Genomic DNA, 20,102 nt, shown 5'->3' with positions numbered 1-20,102 from the left:
AGTCGATCGACGGCGGCATCCGCTCGGCCGAGTCGGCCGCGGCCATCGCCCGTGGGGACACGGGACCGGTGTCGGTGCGCGCCGCGGACCTGGATTCGGCGGTGGGCCTGCTGTCCGCGGTGCCGGACCGGGTGCGCCGCGCCTTCGTCGATCGCACACTGGGGCAGGTCCTCGACTACGACCGGCGGACCCGGGCCGGCCTGATGACGACGCTGGAGGCGTTCCTGGACTGCGACGGCTCCTGGCGGCGCACCGCCGATCGGCTGCACCTGCATCCCAACACCGTGCGCTACCGGATCGGGCGGGTCGAGGCGCTCACCGGGCGCAATCTCGCGCACATCGGCGACCGTCTCGACGTGTTCCTGGCGGTGCGGGCTCTGGCCTGACCGACTGTCCCGGCCGAGGATTCACGCACGTCCGGTGTACTCGTCCCAGGCGCTGCCGGCGTCAGGGGCATCCTCGCGCTGCACGGTCACGTGCATGAGTCCGTAGGGGCGGTCGTCGGCGTGGAACACCTCGCCGCGGTTCGCGATGCCGAAGCGGTCGAGGTCGTACAGGAAGTGGTGCTTGTTCGGTGCCTGCAGACGGATCTCCGCGAGATAGGGGAACGCCTCGAGCACCGCGCGGCCCATCTCGAACAGCGTCTGCTGCAGGGCTTTCGACTGCAGGTTCGCGAACCGGTCGAGCATCACCGCGCGCACTCCCGCGTAGGTGCGGTCCCAGTCGACGGCGAGGTCCGCGTATCGCCACCGCACGACGAGGCTGGTCGCGAGAACCCGGTCGTCGGTGGGTTCGAGCACCGTGAACGAATCTTCGAGGAAACCGGCGAACCCGGAACCGGTGGATTTGAGGACCACCAGATCCTTCAGCCCCGCGACGACCCATTCCCGGCGGGTGTCGCCGGAACCGCTGACGGTGATCGCGGCGGTGCGCACCTCCGAACCCTTCCGGGTCCACGTGTGCGGGTGATCGCCCACCCGCTCCCACGGGAAGTCCTCGATCTCGATGCGCGCGGAGGACACCGGGCCGATGTCGTCGACGAAGTGCCGGGCCAGCGCGAGCCCGTAGTCCTCCACGGACCCGTTCGAGTGCGTCGCGGCGTAGGCGAAGATCGTCTGCTTCTGACTGTCGGTGGGCAGGACGTTGTGCTGGTCGCCCGTCACATGAGCCGCATCGAAGTCGCCGCGCAGACTCGACGTGACGTTCAGGTCGCGGATCTCGTGCCGGACGGTGTCGCGAAAGATGCGTACGACCCGGTTCTCGGCCTTGCCGTAGCGATTGGAACCGAGGACGATCCGGCCGGTGAGCGGGTCCATGGGTCAGCTCCCTCGATAGGTGGAGTACGCGTACGGCGACAGCAGCAACGGAACGTGGAAGTGCCTGTCGCCGTCCGGAACGCGGAAGGTCACAACCACCTCCGGATAGAACGACTCGACACCGCGCGCGTCGAAGTACTCGCCGGTGGCGAACGTCAGCGTGTAGGTACCGGGCTCGAGCGGTTCGTCGCCGAACGATCCGATGCGGCCGTCGGCGTCGGTGACCCCGGACGCGAGGGGGGTGCCGTCGACCGAGAGGGTCACCGCCACACCGGTTGCGGGGGCGCCGGCGGTGGCGTCGAGGATGTGCGTGCTCACAGTGTTCACTCGGTACCTCCTGTGACAGCGGCTGTATCGTCGATCAGCAGTTCCAGCCGGAGGCGGTTGATGTCGGCGAGCGCGGCGCGGACCTCACCGCGTTCGGTCGCGGCGTCGTTGGCGAGCCGCCGGTTCAGGATCTCGAGCAGCTCACCGGCCGAACGGCCCGCTGCCCGTACGAGATACACGTGCCCGAACTTCTCCTCGTAGGCCCGGTTTCCGGCGGCGAGCGCCGCGCGCACCTCGTCTGTCGCGGTCGCCACCGACGACTGCTCCCGCTGTGACGCCGCGCTTTCGCTGCGCTCCCCGATCCGCGGATGCCCGGCGAGGGCATCGCCGAGTTCGTCGTCGCTCAGCGCCAGCGACATTTCAGTTGCGTTCCGCAACAGAGCGCCTCGATTGCCGAACGGACGGGCGGCGGCCACCCGGCGTGCCCACGCCGGGCTGCTGCAGCAGGTCTGCAGCAGCGCGACGGCGTCGGCGTCGGGCAGCGCATCGAATGTCGCACAGTCCACGATTCCTCCGATCTGTTCCGTCTCCACCTTGACGGGTCGGCGCTCGCGGCGCCGGGAACATCGCGACAACGTTCATCGGCTGCGCGCGCCACGCTTTGGAGGATCGACCAACACAGCGAGGATCGACCGACACAGCCAGGATCGAGCAGGACCGGAGCGGATCAGCCGACGCGGGCCACGCGAGCGGACATCTCCATGATCTGCCCGCGCAGCCAGGTGTGCGCGGGGTCGGACTCGTGCACCTCGTGCCACACCGCGTACTGCCGCACCTCGGCCAGAGGAAACGTCGGTTCGAGGATCCGGATGTCAGCGCTGCCGACGAGGCGGGACGCCAACCGCTCCGGGATCAGGGTGACCAGGTGGGTTTCCTCCAGGGCGTACGGCATCACCGCGACGTTCGCGGTGGTCGCGCCCACCCGGGCGTACACACCGACGCGCGCGAGCGACCGGTCGATCTGACTACTGCCGTCGTGGGCGGCATACGACAACATCGGGTAGCGGGCCAGCACTTCCGGGGTGAGCTCGGTTCCCCGGTGCGGATGCCCGGTCCACACCGCGCCGACGAACCGGTCGGTGAGGACGAGTGCGCGGCCGCAGCGGTCGAACTGCGGTTGTTCGAGCAGATGGTCGGGCAGGATGGCCAGGTCCACGTCGTGCCGGTGGAATGCGGCGAGGCTCCGTCCGGTGACCGGCCGCAGGTCGAACTGCACCGCGGTCGTTCGATACCGGTCCGACCTCATCAGAACGCGGAGCAACGCGACTTCGGCGTAATCCCCTGCCAGCACGGTGAACACACGCGAGTCGCGGGCCGGGTCGAAGTCCGGGGGGCTGAGAATCGAGCGTTCGACGGTGGCCAGCACACTGCGCAGCGGCTCGACCAACGCCAGCGCGCGCGGCGTCGGGCGCAGGGAGCGACCGTCCTTGACGAGGATCGGGTCTTCGAGTTGCTTGCGCAGCCGCGCCAAGGCGGTGCTCGTCGCCGGTTGGGACATGTGCAGTCGCTGCGCGGCCCGGGTCACGTTGCACTCGGCGAGCAACGCGTCGAGTACAACGAGCAAGTTGAGATCGACCCGCCGCAAATCCACCATGCCTCCCCCGCACGCCCCACTGTGAAATTCCACCGGATCCTAACCCGCACTCGGTCCGATCCGACTCGAACTCATATGCCCAGCAATATAGGTGCTATTCGAATGTGCCCGCGACCTTGTGCACGGCCTGCACCGTTCCTACTCTGACAGCCTGAATCCCCCCGAAAACTGTTTCGACATCGCCATTTTCGTGTATACCGCCGATTCGGCCGGCTCGGCGGTGCCCGAAGCTCGAAAGGAACGGTCCTTCATGAGCCGCGCATCGCGACCGTTCCGGTCCTATTCGCCGCAGAACTGGCGCCTGTGGCGCAAGGTCACGGTGGTGCTGTGCCTGCCGGTGATCGCGGCAAGCCTGTTCGGCGCGTCTCGCGTCAACCGGCTGGTGGAGGAGTCCTCCCACTACTCGACGCAGTCCGAGCAGGTCGCCGTCCTCCCCGCTCTGACCGAGTACGGCACCGCCGTCGCAGGTGCCGGGGCCGCGACGATCGTGGGCATACCACCGGAGAACGGCGCACAGATCGCCGACGAGGCCGACGACTCGATCCTCGAGTTGATGAGCAGCGGCAACCTCGACCCCGCGATCGCGGCACCGCTGGCACGGGTCCTCGAAGACGGTAAACAGCTGTTGGGCAGCGCAATGTCGCGGCAACTGGCTCCGCTCGAGGCGAGTGAACGCGTCCGCGAATTCGTCTCCCGGATGACCCACGCGTACCGCACGATCATCAACTCGTCGGCGAACCCCACGGTGCTGACCGAAGGCGACATCCTCCTCGACAGCTGGACGATCCAGTGGGTGCTGCTCGATCAGGTCGTGGCATTCTCGTCGATGCGCGACGAACCCGGCTCGGCGCTGCTCATGTGGAACAACGCGATGGGCACGGAGCTCGCCCAGCTGAGGGTGCTCGCCGACACGGTTCCCGACCGCGCACCCGTCGATGCGCTGATCGCCGAGGTCGAGAACCGGCGTGCACTCACCGCGAACATCGACGACGAGACCGCCGATGTCGGTGCGCTTCGCAACTCCCTGTTCGCCGCACTGATGTCGTACAACGAGTTCGTCGACGCCTCCGCCCAGAAGATCGTCGCCACGCTCGACGAGCTCGCGTCGAGTACCCGCGCCGAATCGTGGCGTGACGGCATCGCCGTCGGGACGGTGCTCGTCCTCGCCGTCGTCCTCGCGATCGCCATGTCGATCTCGCTGGTCCGGCCACTGCGGCGTCTGCGCGACGACACGCTCCGCGCTGCCGAACACGATCTCCCCGAAGCGATCGCCGGCATCCGCGACGGCGTCGACATCGAGACCGTCGACCTGCCGCCCGTCGGGGTGCACACCCGCGAAGAGGTCGGTCAGGTGGCCCGCGCCGTCGACTCCATGAAGTCCGAGGCCCTGCGCCTCGCCGGCGAGCAGGCGCAGCTGCGGCGGCAGGTCAACGAGATGCTCGAAACTCTCGCTCGCCGCAACAAGACGCTCGTCGAGCAACAGCTTTCGCTGATCGAGTCCCTCGAGTTCGAGGAGAAGGACCCGAACCGGTTGCACAGCCTGTTCACTCTGGACCATCTCGCCGCACGCATGCGGCGCACAGGTGATTCCCTGCTCGTGCTCGCCGGAACCCGGCAGCGTCTCGGGCGCATGCCCGACACCCCGCTCGGCGATGTGCTGCGCGGCGCTGCCTCTCAGGTGGAGAACTACGAGCGCGTACACATCGGGTCGGTGCCGGCCGGAAACCTGGTCGGCAGCGCCGTCGCCGACGTCGTCCATCTCGTCGCCGAGCTGCTCGACAACGCGCTGCGCGCCTCCCCGCCGAACAGCACGGTCAGGTTCGTGTTCTCCGGTGCCGTCGACGGCGGGATGTTGCTGGAGATCGCCGACCAGGGCATCGGGATTCCCCCGGACGATCTGGCGGAGATCAACGCGCGACTCGCCTCCAGCAGTGAGCACGCCACCGGCGCGACCCGGCGCATGGGCCTGTTCGTGGTGGGCCGGCTCGCCGAGCGACACGGCATCACCGTCCGGCTGCGCCCGACCTTCGATTCGGCAACGAACGGTGGCATCACGGCCAGCGTGTACTTGCCGACGAAGATACTCAGCGGCACAAGCCATTTCGTCGACCCCTATCACGTCGAGCCGCGGAGGCTCCCGGGCGAGGGCTACGACGCCGGGTACTACGGCGGCGCCGTCGAGCCCTACCAGGGAGTGCTGCAGGAGACGGACGTGGACTCGTCGGCGACCACGCAACAGTGGCAGACCGTCGGTGCGGCAACCGGTGCGCAGTACGGTGCTCCGTCCGAACAGTGGCCGGCGGAGCCGTGGCCGGCGCAGGGGCCCGACACCCAGCCGTGGACACCACCGCGGTGACATTGCCTCGCGCGCCTCGGTGACACTGCCTCGCGCGCCTCGGTGACACTGCCTCGCGTGCCTGGGTGACACTGCCTCGGTGACACCGTCGTTGACACGTCTGCGACCGTGGAGCCATGAGCGCCCCGCGGATCGATGTCCACCAGCACGTGTGGCCGGAACCGTTCCTGGCCGCCCTGCGGGCCCGTAAGGCCGTGCCGCGGCTCGACGGCTGGACCCTGCACACCACCGGGGAGCCGCCGTACCCGGTGCAGCCCGGCGACCATTCGGTCTCGGCGCGTGCCGAACTCGCCGCCGCCGACGGGATCGATCTCGCGCTGGTGTCGTTGTCGAGTCCGCTCGGCATCGAGTCGCTGCCGGCCGACGAGGCCCGTCCGCTGCTCGACGCCTATCACGAAGGGGTGCTGGCGCTGCCCCGTCCGTTCGGGGCATGGGCCGCCGCGGGACTCGACGACCCCGACCCGACGACCCTGCGCGACGTCCTCACCGCCGGGTGCGTGGGTCTGCAACTTCCTGCGAACGCTATCGCCGGCGAGGCAGGGTACGAGCGTTGCGGCCCGTTGCTGGCCGAACTCGAACGGCAGGACCGGCCGTTGTTCGTGCACCCGGGTCCGGTGGCCCCGGGCGGGCCTGCGTGGTGGGCCGCGATCGTCGGGTACGTCGGGCAGATGCACGCGGCCTGGTTCGCGTGGCACGAGTACGGCGCGCCCCGGTACCCGCGGCTGCGGGTGGTGTTCGCGATGCTCGCCGGGCTCGCGCCGTTGCACTCCGATCGGATCGCCGCGCGTGGCGGGCCGGACGGATACCCGGGGGCCGGAGTGTTCGTGGAGACGTCGTCGTACGGGTCCGGAACCGTCGATGCGGTGGCCGCGCAGCTCGGTGCCGACCGGATCGTGCTCGGCTCTGACCGTCCCTACGCACCCCCGCTGAGCATCGGCGCCGGGGACCGGCGGCTGCGGACCGACAATCCCACGAGGCTGCTGGGGACGAGATTCCCCACACAAAACCCTTGACAAAGCGAACGATCGCCGATGACATGGTCGGCATGCATCCTTCGGCGACCCCGCGACTCCGCGGGCATCATGTGGACCTCGTCCACGTCGCCGGTGGCTCCTGTGGCTGTTGTTGCTGTTGTTGTCGCGACTGACCCAGCAACCCTGCCTGTCTTTCGGGCGCAAACGCGCCCGCAGTTCTTCGAGGAACCACGATGCCTGCCTCCGTTCTCTCCCGCACGTCCGTCGATCTCGCCGCCGTCGCCCGCTCCATCGCCGACGACCCGGACCGGTGGCTGCCGATCGTCCGGTACGACGCGCAGGAACGCTGGTACACGCGGCTCACGTTCACCGACGAGTACGAGGTGTGGTTGCTCAGCTGGCTGCCCGGGCAGCGAACCGGCATCCACGACCACGGCGGTAGCGCCGGGGTGTTCGCGGTCGCGGACGGCTCGCTGCGCGAGATCACCGTCGAAAATCCGCGCGACGGCCTGCTCGAAGGGTTGGCTCCGACCCTGTCCACCGCGGAGTACGACGCGGGACAGACCCGTGAGTTCGACAGTCATCACGTACACGAGATCGTCAACGACAGCGACCGTCCCGCCGTGTCCGTGCACGTCTATGCCCCGGCGCTGAGCAGCATGCACCGCTACCGGATCGAGGACGGGATCCTGCATCTGACGAGTTCCGAACGGGCCGGAGCCGATTGGTGACAAATCCGGCACGAGGCGGGGTGTCGGGTTAGAGTCGGTCGGTCGCCGACTGCATTGGAGATCACTCGATGAAGAGTCTCGCGCGTACGTTCGCCGCCGTGGCCGCCGCAGCTGTTGTCCTCACCGGATGTTCCGGCGGGGACACCGACGATCCGCTGGCATCCGGAGGTGGGAACGGCAGCGTCGTCGTCGGATCCGCCAACTTCCCCGAGAACGTCCTGCTCGCCGAGATCTACGCGCAGGCACTCGAGAGCACCGGCGCCGACGTCACGCGCCGGTTCAACATCGGAAGCCGCGAGATCTACTACGACCAGATCATTTCCGGCGGCATCACCGTCCTGCCCGAGTACAACGGGGCCCTGCTCGCCCGGGTGAACCCGGACAGCACCGCGACCACCACCGACGACGTGAATGCCGCACTGCGCGAGTCCCTTCCGGAGGGTGTGGAGATCCTGGACTCGGCGAGCGCCGAGAACAAGGACGCGGTCGTCGTCACACGCGAAACAGCGGACCGCTACAACCTGGAGAGCATCGCCGACCTGGCCCCGGTCGCCGGCGAACTCGCGATCGGCGCGGCCCCGGAGTTCGAGACGCGGCAGCAGGGACTGGTCGGGTTGAAGGACGTGTACGGCGTCGAGTTCCGGCAGTTCGTCCCCACCGACACCGGCGGGCCGATCACGATCGCCGCGCTCGAGGACGGCACCGTCCAGGCCGCGAACATCTACACCACGGATCCGTCGCTGTCGACGAAACCGTTTGTCGCGCTCGATGATCCGCAGACCCTGTTCGGTGCGCAGAACGTCACGCCGCTCGTGCACCGCGCCGACCTGTCCGACGAGGCCGTCGAGACCCTGAACAAGGTGTCCGCGCAGTTGAGCACCGAGGATCTGATCGTCCTTGTCGGTCAGGTCGTGACCGAGGGCGGCGACATCGACGTGGTCGCCGCGGAATGGTTGCAGTCCGCCGGCATCGGGTAGGACACGACGGTGATCACGTTCGACAACGTCGAGAAGCGCTATCCGGACGGCACGGTCGCGGTCGACGGACTGAGCTTGGAGGTGCCGACCGGCACCCTCACGGTCCTCGTCGGGCCGTCCGGGTGCGGGAAGACGACGTCGCTGCGCATGATCAACCGGATGGTCGACCCGACTGCCGGACGGGTGCTGCTCGACGGCAAGGACGTTCGCGAACAGTACCCGCAGACGCTGCGGCGCGGGATCGGATACGTCATCCAGCACGCCGGCCTGTTCCCGCACCGCACGGTCGTCGACAATGTCGCGACGGTGCCGCGGCTGCTCGGGGCGACCCGCCGGGAGGCCCGTGCGGCCGCACTCGAGGTGCTCGAACGGGTCGGGCTCGGAGCCGAGTTCGCGCGGCGCTATCCGGCCCAACTGTCCGGCGGTCAGCAGCAGCGCGTCGGCGTGGCCCGCGCCCTCGCGGCCGATCCACCGGTGTTGCTGATGGACGAGCCGTTCTCGGCCGTCGACCCGGTGGTGCGCAAGGAACTCCAGCAGGAACTGCTGCGCCTGCAGTCGGTGCTCGCCAAGACGATCGTGCTCGTCACCCACGACATCGACGAGGCGATCACTCTCGGCGACCGGGTCGCGGTGCTGCGGCCGGGTGGGACCCTCGCGCACTACGGGCCGCCGGAGGATCTGCTGACCGCACCGGCCGACGACTTCGTCGCCGACTTCCTCGGCACGGACCGCGGCGTCCGGCTGCTGTCGTTCTTCCCGTCCGACGACCTGCCGCTGCGCACCGAACCGGTCGTCACCGCCGACGAAGAACGCATCCCCGGCGGCGAACCGTGGCTGCTGGTCGTCGACGACGATCGGCGGCCGATCGGCTGGCGCGACACCACCGGTGGACTGGTCCCCGCGGGCCGCGGATTCGTGCCCGGCCGCGATTCGGTGCGGGTCGCGCTGGACGCGGCGGTGCTGTCGCCCTCCGGGCACGCCGTGGCCGTCGATCCGGACGGCCGGGCACTCGGGGTGATCAGCCAGGAGCAACTGGCCGCGACGATCCGCGCGCACCATGCCGCCCGCTCCGTCGACATCACCGAACGGACCGACGCGTGAATCTCGGAATACCCTCGTATCTGGGTAGTTTCATGGAACTGCTCGTCGACCACCTGGTGATGGCACTGGGGGCGTCGTTGCTGGGGCTGGTCGTCGCGCTGCCGCTGGGATTGTTGTGTGTGCGCCGTCCGCGGTGGTATCCCCCGGTGCTGGCATGCGCGAGCGTGCTGTATTCGATTCCGTCCCTTGCGTTCTTCGTGCTGCTCATCGCGTTCACCGGGATCAGCCGCACCACCGTGGTGATCCCCCTCGCCGTCTACACGCTCGCCGTGCTGATCCCCAACGTGGTCGACGGTCTGCGCGCGGTGCCCGAGAGCGTGCGCCAGTCGGCCACCGCGATGGGGTACTCGCCGGCCCGCCGGCTGCTGACGGTGGATCTGCCGATCGCGTTGCCGACGGTGCTGGCGGGTCTGCGGGTCGCGACGGTCGCGAACATCAGCATGGTCAGCGTCGGCGCGCTCATCGGGATGGGGGCGTTCGGGTCGCTGTTCACGGCCGCGGTCCAGCTCGACCGGCTGGGCTTGGCGGTCACCGGCATCGTCGTCACCGTCGTCATGGCACTCGTCGTGGACGCCGCGCTGCTGGGTGTGCAGTGGCTCGCGACGCCGTGGTTGCGGCGGACGCGGGGGCGGACACGGACACGGGGCGGTAGGGCATGAACACTCTGCTGCACTACCTGGGCGAGTACTTCGGCACGTCCGCGAACTGGTCCGGACCGGGCGGCATCCCGACCCGGCTGCGCGAGCACTTCGGGTACACGCTGCTCGCGCTCGGTCTCGCGTTCGTGATCGCGTTCCCGCTCGGCCTGTGGACGGGACACACCGGCCGGGGCGGTGCCGTGGTCACGCTGATCGCGAACTCCGCCCGGGCCCTGCCCACCTACGGTCTGCTCGTGCTGCTCGTCGTGCTGTCCGGGATCGGCCTGGTGCCGGTGCTGATCCCCCTGCTCGCGCTCGCGATCCCACCGATCCTGCTCAACACGTACGAGGGGATTCGCGGTGTCGATCCCGCGCTCACCGACGCCGCGCGCGGGATGGGGATGACGCGACGACAGGTGCTGTTCGAGGCACAGCTGCCCGTCGCGCTGCCGCTGATCCTGGTGGGGACGCGGACCGCAGCGGTGCAGATCGTCGCGACCGCGACCATCGCCGCCGCCGTGAGCTTCGGCGGGGTGGGCCGTCCGATCGTCGACGGGCTCGCCCGCAACGACTACACGCTCGTCGTGGGTGGGGCGGCGCTGGCCGCGGTGTGTTCGCTCCTGGTGCTCGCGATCTTCGCGGGGCTTCGGCGTCTGCTGGTGTCCCCGGGGCTGCGCTGAGCCGACGAACGTGTCGTACCCCCGGTTCACACTGGTGTTCGAAGAGATGGTTCGACACCTGATGGTTCGACACCTGATGGTTCGACACCTGATGGTTCGACACGGGAGGCGAGCGTCATGAACACCGGGCGCGGGGCGTACTTCAGTTGGACATCGCGACGGGTGATGCTTCCGCGGACACTGACGGCGGTGGTCACGGAACCCGCGTCGCAGTCGGGGCTGACGATGGACCGGCAGGTGGCCACGACGACGGGGCGGGGACGTCTGGTCGCGTACCACGACGCCGAGGACGATCACGACTACGTGGCCCTGATGGTCGGGGACGTGGAGGGCGGCGAGGACGTGCCGGTCCGCGCGGTCGGCGAGGAACGCCTGCTGCTGGAGGGTGGGCGCAGCGGACTGCCCGCGGAGATCCTCGTCGGCACCGACGACCTCGACGAGGCCGCCGAGCAACGCGAACTGGACCGGCAGCTGTGCTGCGACGGGCCGTTGCGGTGCCTGCTGTGTTGTTCCGGCGCACGGTCGGTGACCGTCGACTGGTGTTCGGTGGCCGCCGCCTGACCCGTCGGGGCGCGCGGACCGGGAACGAGACGTTGGTCACGATCGGGGGCGTCGACGTCGGTGGCGCCTACGTCGAACGATGGCCGACAGTCCCCATCGACCCGGGACCTCAGACCTGTATCCATGGTCCTGGAACAGGTTGCAGCCGAGACGTTTTCGAAAGCCGCAGACCGTCGCCGTAGCGCGCGTGACGCCTAGAGTCGAATCCCGGTCGTCCCCCCGGTACCGATCGGGAGAGGACACACGACGGAGGTGACGAACGCGGTGGATTCAAGGCAGTGCTCGCTGATCCGGTCCAACTTCGAGTCGCTGACCGACAGTCCCGACCGGACACACGCCCTGTCCAACTCGTTCTATTCGATCCTCTTCGCGCGCCATCCCGAGACACGCGAGTTCTTTCCCGCGACGATGGCCGGTCAACGTGATCGGATCGTGCGCGGCCTGGCGCACATCGTCGACGGGCTGGACCGGCCGGAGTCGGTCCTGCCGCTGGTCCGGCAGCTCGGACGCGAGCACCGCAAGCACGGTCTCGACCCCTCCCGATTCGCCTGTCTCACCGAGGCACTGGCACTCGCGGTCGAACAGGCGAACGGCGAGGACTGGACCCGCGACCTCGCCGAATCATGGTGTACTGCACTAGATCTCATCACCACCGCGATGTCGGAGGCAGCCGAGGCCGACGAGGGGCCGGCCGCGTGGGTCGGCACCGTCATCGAGCATCGCCTGGTCACCGACGACATCGCCGTGATCCGATTGCAGCTCGACAAGCCGATGGATTACGTCGCCGGGCAGTACGTCAGCGTCCAGGTGCCGGGGCGGCTGCGTATGTGGCGGTACCTGTCCCCGGCGACACCGGCCGACCGTACGGGGCTGATCGAGTTCCACGTCCGGCGCGTGTCCGGCGGCTGGGTCAGCCCGTCCATCGTCCGGCACACCCGGGTCGGGGAAACGTGGGTGCTCGGTTCACCCCTGGGCTCCCTCGGTGCTCGCGACGACGGCGACCGCGCGGGCCGCCCCCGCCTGATGATCGCGTCCGGCACCGGTATCGCACCGATCCGCGCGCAACTCATGGCGATGGCGCAACGGACCGACAACCTGCCCACGCACGTGTTCTACTCCGGGCACTTCCCCTACGACCTCTACGACCTGCCGACGCTCGAGTCCCTGGCCCGGATCTCCCCGTGGCTCACGGTGGTCCCGGTCGTCGAGAACGCGGAGACCCCGCTCTGGCACACCGGTCCGTCCGGCCCCGGCACCGCGGTGCGCGAGGGCGTCGTCGGGCAGGTCGTCGCGGAGTACGGCACGTGGACCGACCACGACGTGCAGATCTGCGGGTCACCGTCGATGGTGCGGGCCACCACGTTCCGCCTGCGCGCCGCGGGCGTGCCTGTCGCGCGCATCCACCACGACCCGCAGCCCTGACGCCCGCTCAGATGCCGGGGATGAATCCCGGGTAGACGTAGTGCCCGGGACCGCCACCCGGCAGCGTCGACCCGGTGACGGACGGGAAGTTGAACGGCAACCTCACGAGCTTGTGCGGGTTGCCGTCCAGGTCGGCCTGCCAGCAGTCCATCAGCACGCCGTGGAAGGCGGTGCACACGATGCGGGTGCTGTTGCCGAACGGCGAGGTCAGCCGATTCCGGGCGACCAGCGGATTCCAGAAGTCGGGGTTGTCCGGTGTGAGGAATCCGCTCGTCTCGTACGGACCGACGGCGCTGGGGCCGTCGGGCGCCGGCGGCCATTCGTCGGCGGCGGCGATGCCCACACCACCGACGCCGACGAGGCCGGCGCCCACCACGATCGCGGCGAGACGGGCGGCACGTCGAGCAGTTCTGCGCATGTTCGTGCCCACTTTCTCCCCGACCTCGGATTGCGAACTGTCACATCACCCTAACGGTGACGAGAGCTTCGTTCGGTCTATCGGGTGATGGTGTCCGTCACCGGGTGAGTGCGAGCTCCGACTCGGTGGCGAGCCAGGGCAGCTTGCCGGCGAGCAGTGCGTCGACGCTGAACTTGCCCGCACCCACGACCGCGAGCAGCAGCGCACCCGCGCCGAGCGCGAGGACCAGTTCGTATCCGCCGTCGGACACCCACAGGCCGTTGCCGATGTGCGTGATGAACAGCGCGCCCAGCATGTTGAGGAACAGGAGGCCGCCGACGATCGGGGTGAGCACGCCGACGATCAGTGCGAGGCCGCCGAGGACCTCGATCCAGGTCGCGAGGAAGGCGGACACCGCGGGCACCGGCGCACCCATGGCTTCGAATCCCGCCTTGGTGCCTGTGTAGCCCCAGGAGTTGACCTTCTGCAGGCCGTGCGCGAGGAAGATGACGCCCAGCGCGATGCGGGCGAGGAGGATTCCGGTGTTGCGGACAGCGGGATTGTTCATTGTGAACCCTTCGGGACGGACGGACGCCGGCGCTCGCGCGGACACCCTAGATAGTTGATGCTTCAACCAGAAGGTACGGAGTCAAAGTTGACGTGTCAACCAGTTTTGATCGGCCGTTCCACTCAGCGGTACGCCGCGCTGTTCCCCAGCCCGTGTACCCCTCAGGCTGAGAGACATGTCGCAGAGAATCGATACCGACACCGCCGCGATCGGCGAGGCCGCGGAGCGCCTGATCACCGCCGCGGCCAGCGGAGTGCCGTGCGCACCCATCCGTGACCTCATCGGGGCGACCGACATCGCGGTCGCCTACGAAGTGCAGAAACACCTCACCGAGGCGAAGCTCGCCGCAGGCGCGACGATCGTCGGCCGCAAGATCGGCCTGACATCGCCCGCGGTGCAGGCACAGCTCGGTGTCGACCGCCCCGACTTCGGTGTGCTGTTCGACGACATGGTCTACGACGAGGACACCGTCATTCCGATCTCGCGGCTGCTGCAGCCGAAGGCCGAGGCCGAGGTCGCGTTCGTGCTCGCCGCGGATCTGGCCGACGGTCCCCTGGACGTCGAGCAGGTCCGCGGTGCGGTCGCCTACGCGGTCGCCGCCCTCGAGATCGTCGACAGCCGCGTCGCCGACTGGGACATCAAGTTCGCCGACACCGTCGCCGACAACGCATCGAGCGGTGTGTACGTTCTCGGCGCCCGGCAGGTCACGCTCGACGAGTTCGAACCCATCGACGCCGAGATGACCATGTCGATCAACGGCGAGACCGTGTCCACCGGCAACGGTGCGGCATGCCTCGGCGACCCCCTCAACGCCCTGTCCTGGCTCGCGCGCACCGCACGCGAGTTCGGCGAACCCCTGCGCGCCGGACAGGTCGTCCTCTCCGGCGCTCTCGGCCCCATGGCGCCGCTCACCGGAGGCGACGTCGTCCGCGCCGACATCACCGGCCTCGGCTCGGTGACCGCGACATTCTCGAAGGAGGAACAGTGACAGACACGACTCCGGCACCCGCCGGCAAGAAGACCAAGGTCGCCATCATCGGCTCGGGCAACATCGGCACCGACCTGATGATCAAGGTGATCCGCCTGAGCAACGTCCTGGAGATGGGCGCGATGGTCGGCATCGACCCCGAATCCGACGGCCTCGCCCGCGCGAAGCGTCTCGGCGTGCCCACCACCCACGAGGGCGTCGACGGCCTGATCGCCATGGACAACTTCGACGAGATCGACATCGTCTTCGACGCCACGAGCGCCAAGGCACACATCGCGAACGCCGAGAAGCTCGCTCCGCTCGGCAAGCTCCTCGTCGACCTCACCCCCGCCGCCATCGGCCCGTTCGTGGTGCCCGCGGTGAACCTCGACGAGCACCTGTCGGCGCACAACGTCAACATGGTCACGTGCGGCGGCCAGGCCACCATCCCGATCGTCTCCGCGGTCTCGAGTGTCACCCCGGTGCCGTACGCCGAGATCGTCGCGTCGATCTCGTCGAAGTCGGCGGGCCCGGGCACGCGCGCGAACATCGACGAGTTCACCGAAACCACGTCCCACGCGATCGAGAAGGTCGGCGGCGCCGGACGCGGCAAGGCGATCATCATCCTCAACCCCGCCGAGCCGCCGCTGATCATGCGCGACACCGTGTTCTGCCTCATCGGTGATCCGTCCGAGGAGACGCACGAGCGCATCCGCGCATCCGTGAAGGAGATGGTCGCCAAGGTCGCGACCTACGTTCCGGGCTACCGCCTCAAGCAGGAAGTGCAGATCACCCCGGTTCCCGAGGACCGGCCGGTGCACACCCTCGCCGGTGACGCCACTGTGACGCACCAGGTTTCGGTGTTCCTGGAGGTCGAGGGCGCGGCCCATTACCTGCCCGCGTACGCAGGCAATCTCGACATCATGACGTCGGCGGCACTGCGCGCCGCCGAGCGCATGGCAATCCGTACCACCTCGGAGGTGTCCGCATGACCAAGATCTTCGTCCAGGACGTCACCCTCCGTGACGGTATGCACGCCATCCGTCACCGCATCTCCCCCGAGGATGTCGGACGGATCGTCGCCGCCCTCGATGCGGCCGGTGTCGACGCCATCGAGGTCGCCCACGGCGACGGTCTCGCCGGCGGTTCGGTGAACTACGGCCCGGGCAGCAACACCGACTGGGAATGGATCGAGGCCGCGGCGGCGCATATCGAGAACGCGCGCCTGACGACCCTGCTGCTGCCGGGCGTCGGCACGATCGCCGAACTGCGGAAGGCCTACGACCTGGGTGTCCGGTCCGTCCGTATCGCGACGCACTGCACCGAGGCCGACGTCTCCGCCCAGCACATCGCGACCGCGCGTGAACTGGGCATGGACGTCTCCGGATTCCTCATGATGAGCCACCTCGCCGAGCCGGCGAAGCTCGCGGAGCAGGCCAAGCTCATGGAATCCTATGGCGCACACTGCGTCTACGTCACCGACTCGGGCGGCCGGCTCACCATGAACGGTGTCCGCGACCGCATCCGTGCCTACAAGGACGTTCTCGACGAGGGCACCGAGATCGGCATCCACGCGCACGAGAACCTCTCGCTGTCGGTGGCCAACTCGGTCGTCGCCGTCGAGGAGGGCGTCTACCGCGTCGACGCATCCCTCGCGGGACACGGTGCGGGAGCGGGCAACTGCCCGATCGAACCGTTCATCGCGGTCGCGAACATCAACGGCTGGGAGCACGGCGCCGACCTGTTCGCGTTGCAGGACGCCGCCGACGACATCGTCCGCCCGCTGCAGGACCGCCCGGTCCGCGTGGACCGCGAGACCCTCACGCTCGGCTACGCCGGTGTGTACTCGAGCTTCCTGCGTCACGCCGAGGCCGCGGCCGAGCAGTACGGCGTGGACGTCCGCACGATCCTGCTCGAGGTCGGCCGCCGCCAGCTCGTCGGCGGTCAGGAGGACATGATCGTCGACATCGCGCTGGACATCGTCGCCGCCGGCAAGGCAGAGACGGTCGGCGCCGCGAGCTGAGCGCTCGATCACGTTGAAACACGGGTGATCCCCGGCCGGATGTCCGGCCGGGGATCACCCGTTTCTGTTGGGGTGGCCGGTCAGCGACCGCGCGCGGCGGCCCATCCGTCCATCGCGGCGACGAACTCTCCGGAGACGGGCAGGAGCGCCACCAGATCCGCCGGACCGGGCGGCAGCGGGCCGAGTTCCTCGAGACCGTGGTTCGCGGTGGCGAAGTGCTCGTACTGCAGGTCGGTGTGCGCGAGAGCTGCCCGGAGCGGCTCGACCTGCGCGCAGCTGACGTTCGTGTCCTTGTCCGAGCAGGTGAGCAGCACCGCGGTGCCGGGGGCGAGTTGCGCTGCGAGTACGGGCGGATCGAATGCGTCCGCCTCGGCGAGGAACTTGGCGTTGGCCGGGTTGAGGCCCAGCTGCGCCAGGAGCGGGTGCTGGTCGGCGGGGACGGTCCCCGTGGTCCGCAGCGACTCGACGGTGCGGGGAAGGTCGGCGCGGACCGCGGCACCGTCGGCACCGAGCTGTCCGGAATCGGCGACCGCGGTGATCTGCGCGGTCAGCAGGTCCAGGTAGCGCATCGGCAGGGGCTGCAGCAGGGCGAAACCGTTGCCGATGCCACGGTCGGCGAGGGCAAGGGCCGTCAGAGCACCTTCACTGTGCCCGAGCACGAGGATCTCGTCGGTGGAGATCCCGGTGCGATCCGCGAGCGCGCGGGCCGCCGCCTCGGCGTGATCGATCTGTTCGGTGAAGCCGTACTCGCCGACGGTCTCGGGAGTGTAAGCCCCGAGGCCTGTCTCCCCACTACCGATCTTGTCGAATCGGTAGCTGGTGATGCCATGGGCGGCAAGGACATCCGCGGTGCGGGTCAGCGTGCCGGACGCGGCGCCGGGCTGGTTACCGTTGCGATCGGTGGGGCCGCTTCCGGGCAGCAGCAGCGCGGCCCCGGCGGTCGCGCCGTCAGGAGTGCGGAGACTGCCGTGGAAGACGGTCCCGCCGGCCTCGAAGGTCAACGGGCTGTCGATGCCGGCAGCTTCGACAACCGAACCCGTGACCGGCAGTGCCGTCACCGTTCCGGCGAGGAATACTCCTCCGCCGAGCACCATCACGGGCACAGCTGCGGCGCTGATCCACCGTCGCGCATTTCTCATGAGCCGAGCCAAGGGAAGACTCCGTTCGTGTCACTCGTGTCCGGACAGAAACAGCGTCCGGTCGGTCAGGAACGCTCCACGGTACCCAGTCGCTGCGCCCATTGCTCGGCGTCGTCCATGCCGAGCACGAGGGCATCGCGCTTGTGGCCTGCGAGTTCGATCCGCACGGCGGGCTGATCCCGCCGGACGGAGACGAGCGTGTTGCGCCCCGGGGCCCGCCAGGTACCGATCTTGCGCATTCCCGGCAGTCCGAGTCCGGGGGCGCGAATTCCTCGGGCCGCGGCGAGACCGTCGGCGTGGACCTCGACGTCGCGGATCGCGCTCAGCGGCACGTCGACGTCGCCGATGAGTCCGGCGATCTTCTCGAGCGTAGTGAAGCGCACCTGCAGGGTTCCGTTTGCGATCGTCATTGTTGTCATGACCGGTATTATTCTCATTATTGAGAACAATGTCAACCGTGAGAAGATCGTCGCCGGAGGGAAGACATGAGCACCGCAGAACTGCTGCTGCATCCGATACGGCTGCGGATCGTCCAGGCCCTGCTCGGCGGCCGCACCGCGACCACCGCCCAGCTACGCACCCTTCTCGACGACGTCTCCCCCGCAACCCTGTACCGGCAGATCTCGACACTCGCCGACGCGGGAGTGCTCGAGGTCGTGTCCGAGCGTCGCGTCCGGGGGACCGTCGAACGCACCTTCCGTCTCGTCGTCGAGCGCGCGCAGGTGACCGGGGACGAAGCCGCGGCGATGAGCAGCGACGACCACCGGCGCGCATTCCTCGCCTTCGTCGCGCAACTGCTCGCGGACTTCGATGCCTACCTCGACGACCCTCACCGTCGAGGACTGGCCGAGGACGTCGTCGGTTATCGGCAGGTGGCTCTCGACCTGACCGACGACGAGGCGTTGTCCCTGGTCACGGAGATGGGGCAGCTGCTGACGCGCTACCTGGAACTCGGCCCCGGGGACGGGCGTCGCCGTCGACTGTTCAGCCGGATCATCATGCCGGTCGGTGGAGTCGAAGACCGGGACGCCGATTCGGCAGCGGGAGAAGAAATTTCCTAACGGCCTTCCCGCTCTTGATGATTGCGGACGAGTTCGCGAAAACCGATGCGTTCCCAGCCGGGGGTGGGCTGGATCCCCCACTCGTCCCGGGCGGTGTCCTTGCCCGCCGCGCCCTCCGGTGGACCGAACAGCGGATAGGGGTATTCGCACTCCAGGGTGTCGTCCGAGTACCGGACCTTCATCAGTTCACTGCAGATCTCCTGGAACGACAGCTGCGGCCAGCCGTACCAGATCGCCAGCGCGGGTACCGTGAACGCGCCTTCGACGACGAGAGCGAACAGGCACACGAACACGCCGCGCTTGATCCACTTGTGCATCCGCGCGTAGGTCGACGTGGTCCCGAGCGGCAACTCGTCCTCGGCCGGCCTGTCCTCCGATGATGCCTTCGTCATGCGACTCTCCCTTCGGCATCGATCACGGGTCGTCTCAATCCGAGAAGATCTCGCGATTGACGGTGTGCAGGTACGGAATTGCAAGGAACGGGGTGATGTAGAAGATGTCGTACAGCCACCAGCCGATCACCGGCAGCACCACCCCGTCGTACCGGACGTCGGCGTACATGGTCATGTTGAACGTGTAGCCGATCCAGATGACCAGCCCCATCCAGCAGGTGACGATCATCCACTGGTGTCCCCAGCGCTTCATCTGAAGGAACGCGATCGCCGCGGCGATCCGCATCGGGAACACCGTGAGCATCAGGGCGATTTCCCAGCCCTTCTCCCCCGGACCGGCCGCACCACCGATCCACAGTTCGTTGTAGTGCCAGAAATAGCCGGCGTCGAACATGTTGCCCCACGCGGTGAGCACCACGCGGTTGATCAGGGTGTGGTTGGCGACCAGGTCGAGCGCCCACCCGATGCTGTTGAGGGCGGCGTCGAGAATGACGAGATAGCCGATGAGCGTGACGATCACGGGCCGCACCGACAACCCGGACTGCTGGGCGCGGCGTTGCAGCCACACGCCGCGCAGGAAGATCGGCAGGCCGACGATGCCGAGCACGAGGGTGCCCATGAGCAGTGTGCCGGCGGTCAGCCACCAATCGGCGGTGCGTTGCGCACGGCGGGACTCTTCCTGATGTTCGTCGTATCCGACGCCGGGCGGCTCGGCTGCCCGTCGGCGGGTGAAGGTCGGAAGATTCACGGTGTCCCCCACCAGCCGCGGTCCACCGACATGTACAGCTGGATCAGGAACTGCGACAGCAGGAATCCGTACGCGAAGATCTGGAAGGCGATGAGGCCACGTTTACGACGCCGGTCCTGTTCGTTCATCG

The 20,102-nt window shown here is 68.4% G+C and carries 25 protein-coding genes; 14 read left to right on the top strand and 11 right to left on the bottom strand.

What is annotated here, in order from left to right:
• On the top strand, window positions 1–386 hold a 386-nt coding region (locus ACN675_RS04400), incomplete at its 5' end, for a PucR family transcriptional regulator (RefSeq protein ID WP_420749695.1).
• Between the two features lie 21 nt (window positions 387–407).
• Here the strand turns inward: ACN675_RS04400 and pucL are convergent.
• The 4 genes from pucL to ACN675_RS04380 all read right to left on the bottom strand — a co-directional run bounded on the left by pucL (window position 408) and on the right by ACN675_RS04380 (window position 3,237).
• The gene (gene pucL, locus ACN675_RS04395; protein WP_420749694.1) at window positions 408–1,316 is read right to left on the bottom strand and encodes a factor-independent urate hydroxylase; all 909 of its coding nucleotides are present in this window, start codon (window positions 1,314–1,316) and stop codon (window positions 408–410) included.
• Between the two features lie 3 nt (window positions 1,317–1,319).
• The gene (gene uraH / locus ACN675_RS04390) at window positions 1,320–1,643 is read right to left on the bottom strand and encodes a hydroxyisourate hydrolase (protein ID WP_420749693.1); all 324 of its coding nucleotides are present in this window, start codon (window positions 1,641–1,643) and stop codon (window positions 1,320–1,322) included.
• Window positions 1,640–2,149, bottom strand: a complete 510-nt coding sequence (gene uraD, locus ACN675_RS04385; protein ID WP_420749692.1) for a 2-oxo-4-hydroxy-4-carboxy-5-ureidoimidazoline decarboxylase — start codon at window positions 2,147–2,149, stop codon at window positions 1,640–1,642. Before uraD ends, uraH begins: the two co-directional genes overlap by 4 nt.
• A gap of 161 nt (window positions 2,150–2,310) precedes the next feature.
• Window positions 2,311–3,237, bottom strand: coding sequence for a LysR family transcriptional regulator (locus ACN675_RS04380; protein WP_420749691.1), 927 nt, complete (start codon window positions 3,235–3,237; stop codon window positions 2,311–2,313).
• 250 nt (window positions 3,238–3,487) lie between these two features.
• Here ACN675_RS04380 and ACN675_RS04375 point away from each other — a divergent pair, with 250 nt between their 5' ends.
• From ACN675_RS04375 to ACN675_RS04335, 9 genes are all read left to right on the top strand, one after another.
• Complete coding sequence (locus ACN675_RS04375) at window positions 3,488–5,593, top strand: ATP-binding protein (protein WP_420749690.1); 2,106 nt, start codon at window positions 3,488–3,490, stop codon at window positions 5,591–5,593.
• A 116-nt stretch (window positions 5,594–5,709) separates the two neighbouring features.
• Complete coding sequence (locus ACN675_RS04370) at window positions 5,710–6,606, top strand: amidohydrolase family protein (RefSeq protein ID WP_420749689.1); 897 nt, start codon at window positions 5,710–5,712, stop codon at window positions 6,604–6,606.
• Between the two features lie 194 nt (window positions 6,607–6,800).
• Complete coding sequence (locus tag ACN675_RS04365) at window positions 6,801–7,298, top strand: cysteine dioxygenase (RefSeq protein WP_420749688.1); 498 nt, start codon at window positions 6,801–6,803, stop codon at window positions 7,296–7,298.
• A gap of 68 nt (window positions 7,299–7,366) precedes the next feature.
• Window positions 7,367–8,275 (top strand): ABC transporter substrate-binding protein, encoded by a 909-nt coding sequence (locus ACN675_RS04360; protein WP_420749687.1) that lies wholly within the window; start codon window positions 7,367–7,369, stop codon window positions 8,273–8,275.
• Window positions 8,276–8,284: 9 nt separating this feature from the next.
• Window positions 8,285–9,376, top strand: coding sequence for an ABC transporter ATP-binding protein (locus ACN675_RS04355; RefSeq protein ID WP_420749686.1), 1,092 nt, complete (start codon window positions 8,285–8,287; stop codon window positions 9,374–9,376).
• On the top strand, window positions 9,373–10,035 hold the full coding sequence (locus ACN675_RS04350; protein WP_420749685.1) for an ABC transporter permease: 663 nt from the start codon (window positions 9,373–9,375) through the stop codon (window positions 10,033–10,035). The genes ACN675_RS04355 and ACN675_RS04350 overlap by 4 nt, the downstream gene beginning before the upstream one ends.
• Window positions 10,032–10,694: an ABC transporter permease gene (locus ACN675_RS04345; protein ID WP_420749684.1), complete on the top strand. Its 663-nt coding sequence runs from the start codon at window positions 10,032–10,034 to the stop codon at window positions 10,692–10,694. Before ACN675_RS04350 ends, ACN675_RS04345 begins: the two co-directional genes overlap by 4 nt.
• A gap of 189 nt (window positions 10,695–10,883) precedes the next feature.
• Complete coding sequence (locus ACN675_RS04340) at window positions 10,884–11,255, top strand: hypothetical protein (RefSeq protein ID WP_420749683.1); 372 nt, start codon at window positions 10,884–10,886, stop codon at window positions 11,253–11,255.
• Window positions 11,256–11,519: 264 nt separating this feature from the next.
• Window positions 11,520–12,677, top strand: a complete 1,158-nt coding sequence (locus ACN675_RS04335) for an FAD-binding oxidoreductase (protein WP_420749697.1) — start codon at window positions 11,520–11,522, stop codon at window positions 12,675–12,677.
• A gap of 7 nt (window positions 12,678–12,684) precedes the next feature.
• Here ACN675_RS04335 and ACN675_RS04330 read toward each other — a convergent pair whose 3' ends face one another.
• Window positions 12,685–13,095, bottom strand: coding sequence for a hypothetical protein (locus ACN675_RS04330; RefSeq protein ID WP_420749682.1), 411 nt, complete (start codon window positions 13,093–13,095; stop codon window positions 12,685–12,687).
• Window positions 13,096–13,192: 97 nt separating this feature from the next.
• Window positions 13,193–13,642, bottom strand: a complete 450-nt coding sequence (locus ACN675_RS04325) for a DoxX family protein (RefSeq protein WP_420749681.1) — start codon at window positions 13,640–13,642, stop codon at window positions 13,193–13,195.
• Between the two features lie 175 nt (window positions 13,643–13,817).
• Here ACN675_RS04325 and ACN675_RS04320 point away from each other — a divergent pair, with 175 nt between their 5' ends.
• From ACN675_RS04320 to dmpG, 3 genes are read left to right on the top strand one after another with little or no spacing between them, the layout of a single operon-like run.
• A complete protein-coding gene (locus ACN675_RS04320) occupies window positions 13,818–14,630 on the top strand; it encodes a 2-keto-4-pentenoate hydratase (protein ID WP_378526289.1) in 813 nt (270 codons plus the stop codon).
• Window positions 14,627–15,601: an acetaldehyde dehydrogenase (acetylating) gene (locus ACN675_RS04315; RefSeq protein ID WP_420749680.1), complete on the top strand. Its 975-nt coding sequence runs from the start codon at window positions 14,627–14,629 to the stop codon at window positions 15,599–15,601. Before ACN675_RS04320 ends, ACN675_RS04315 begins: the two co-directional genes overlap by 4 nt.
• Complete coding sequence (gene dmpG, locus ACN675_RS04310) at window positions 15,598–16,632, top strand: 4-hydroxy-2-oxovalerate aldolase (protein ID WP_420749679.1); 1,035 nt, start codon at window positions 15,598–15,600, stop codon at window positions 16,630–16,632. The genes ACN675_RS04315 and dmpG overlap by 4 nt, the downstream gene beginning before the upstream one ends.
• Window positions 16,633–16,712: 80 nt before the next feature.
• On the opposite strand, the gene ACN675_RS04305 is transcribed toward dmpG, so the two are convergent.
• Window positions 16,713–17,735 carry an alpha/beta hydrolase gene (locus ACN675_RS04305; RefSeq protein ID WP_420749696.1) on the bottom strand — a complete coding sequence of 341 codons (1,023 nt, stop codon included), beginning with the start codon at window positions 17,733–17,735 and terminating at the stop codon, window positions 16,713–16,715.
• 101 nt (window positions 17,736–17,836) lie between these two features.
• A complete protein-coding gene (locus ACN675_RS04300; RefSeq protein WP_420749678.1) occupies window positions 17,837–18,190 on the bottom strand; it encodes a hypothetical protein in 354 nt (117 codons plus the stop codon).
• Window positions 18,191–18,256: 66 nt separating this feature from the next.
• On the opposite strand from ACN675_RS04300, the gene ACN675_RS04295 reads away from it, so the two are divergent.
• Window positions 18,257–18,832: a helix-turn-helix domain-containing protein gene (locus tag ACN675_RS04295; RefSeq protein WP_420749677.1), complete on the top strand. Its 576-nt coding sequence runs from the start codon at window positions 18,257–18,259 to the stop codon at window positions 18,830–18,832.
• Here the strand turns inward: ACN675_RS04295 and ACN675_RS04290 are convergent.
• The 3 genes from ACN675_RS04290 to ACN675_RS04280 are packed head-to-tail and all read right to left on the bottom strand — an operon-like array spanning window position 18,829 to window position 20,100.
• On the bottom strand, window positions 18,829–19,224 hold the full coding sequence (locus tag ACN675_RS04290) for a hypothetical protein (protein ID WP_420749676.1): 396 nt from the start codon (window positions 19,222–19,224) through the stop codon (window positions 18,829–18,831). The genes ACN675_RS04295 and ACN675_RS04290 overlap by 4 nt on opposite strands.
• Before the next feature lie 34 nt (window positions 19,225–19,258).
• Window positions 19,259–19,972, bottom strand: a complete 714-nt coding sequence (locus tag ACN675_RS04285) for a hypothetical protein (protein WP_420749675.1) — start codon at window positions 19,970–19,972, stop codon at window positions 19,259–19,261.
• A complete protein-coding gene (locus ACN675_RS04280; RefSeq protein ID WP_420749674.1) occupies window positions 19,969–20,100 on the bottom strand; it encodes a hypothetical protein in 132 nt (43 codons plus the stop codon). The genes ACN675_RS04285 and ACN675_RS04280 overlap by 4 nt, the downstream gene beginning before the upstream one ends.
• Window positions 20,101–20,102: the final 2 nt, after the last annotated feature.

The sequence above is a fragment of the Rhodococcus sp. O3 genome (assembly GCF_048897285.1).
In the GTDB taxonomy this organism is placed as follows: Bacteria; Actinomycetota; Actinomycetes; order Mycobacteriales; family Mycobacteriaceae; genus Rhodococcus.
This window is presented reverse-complemented; position numbering and strand designations above follow the sequence as displayed.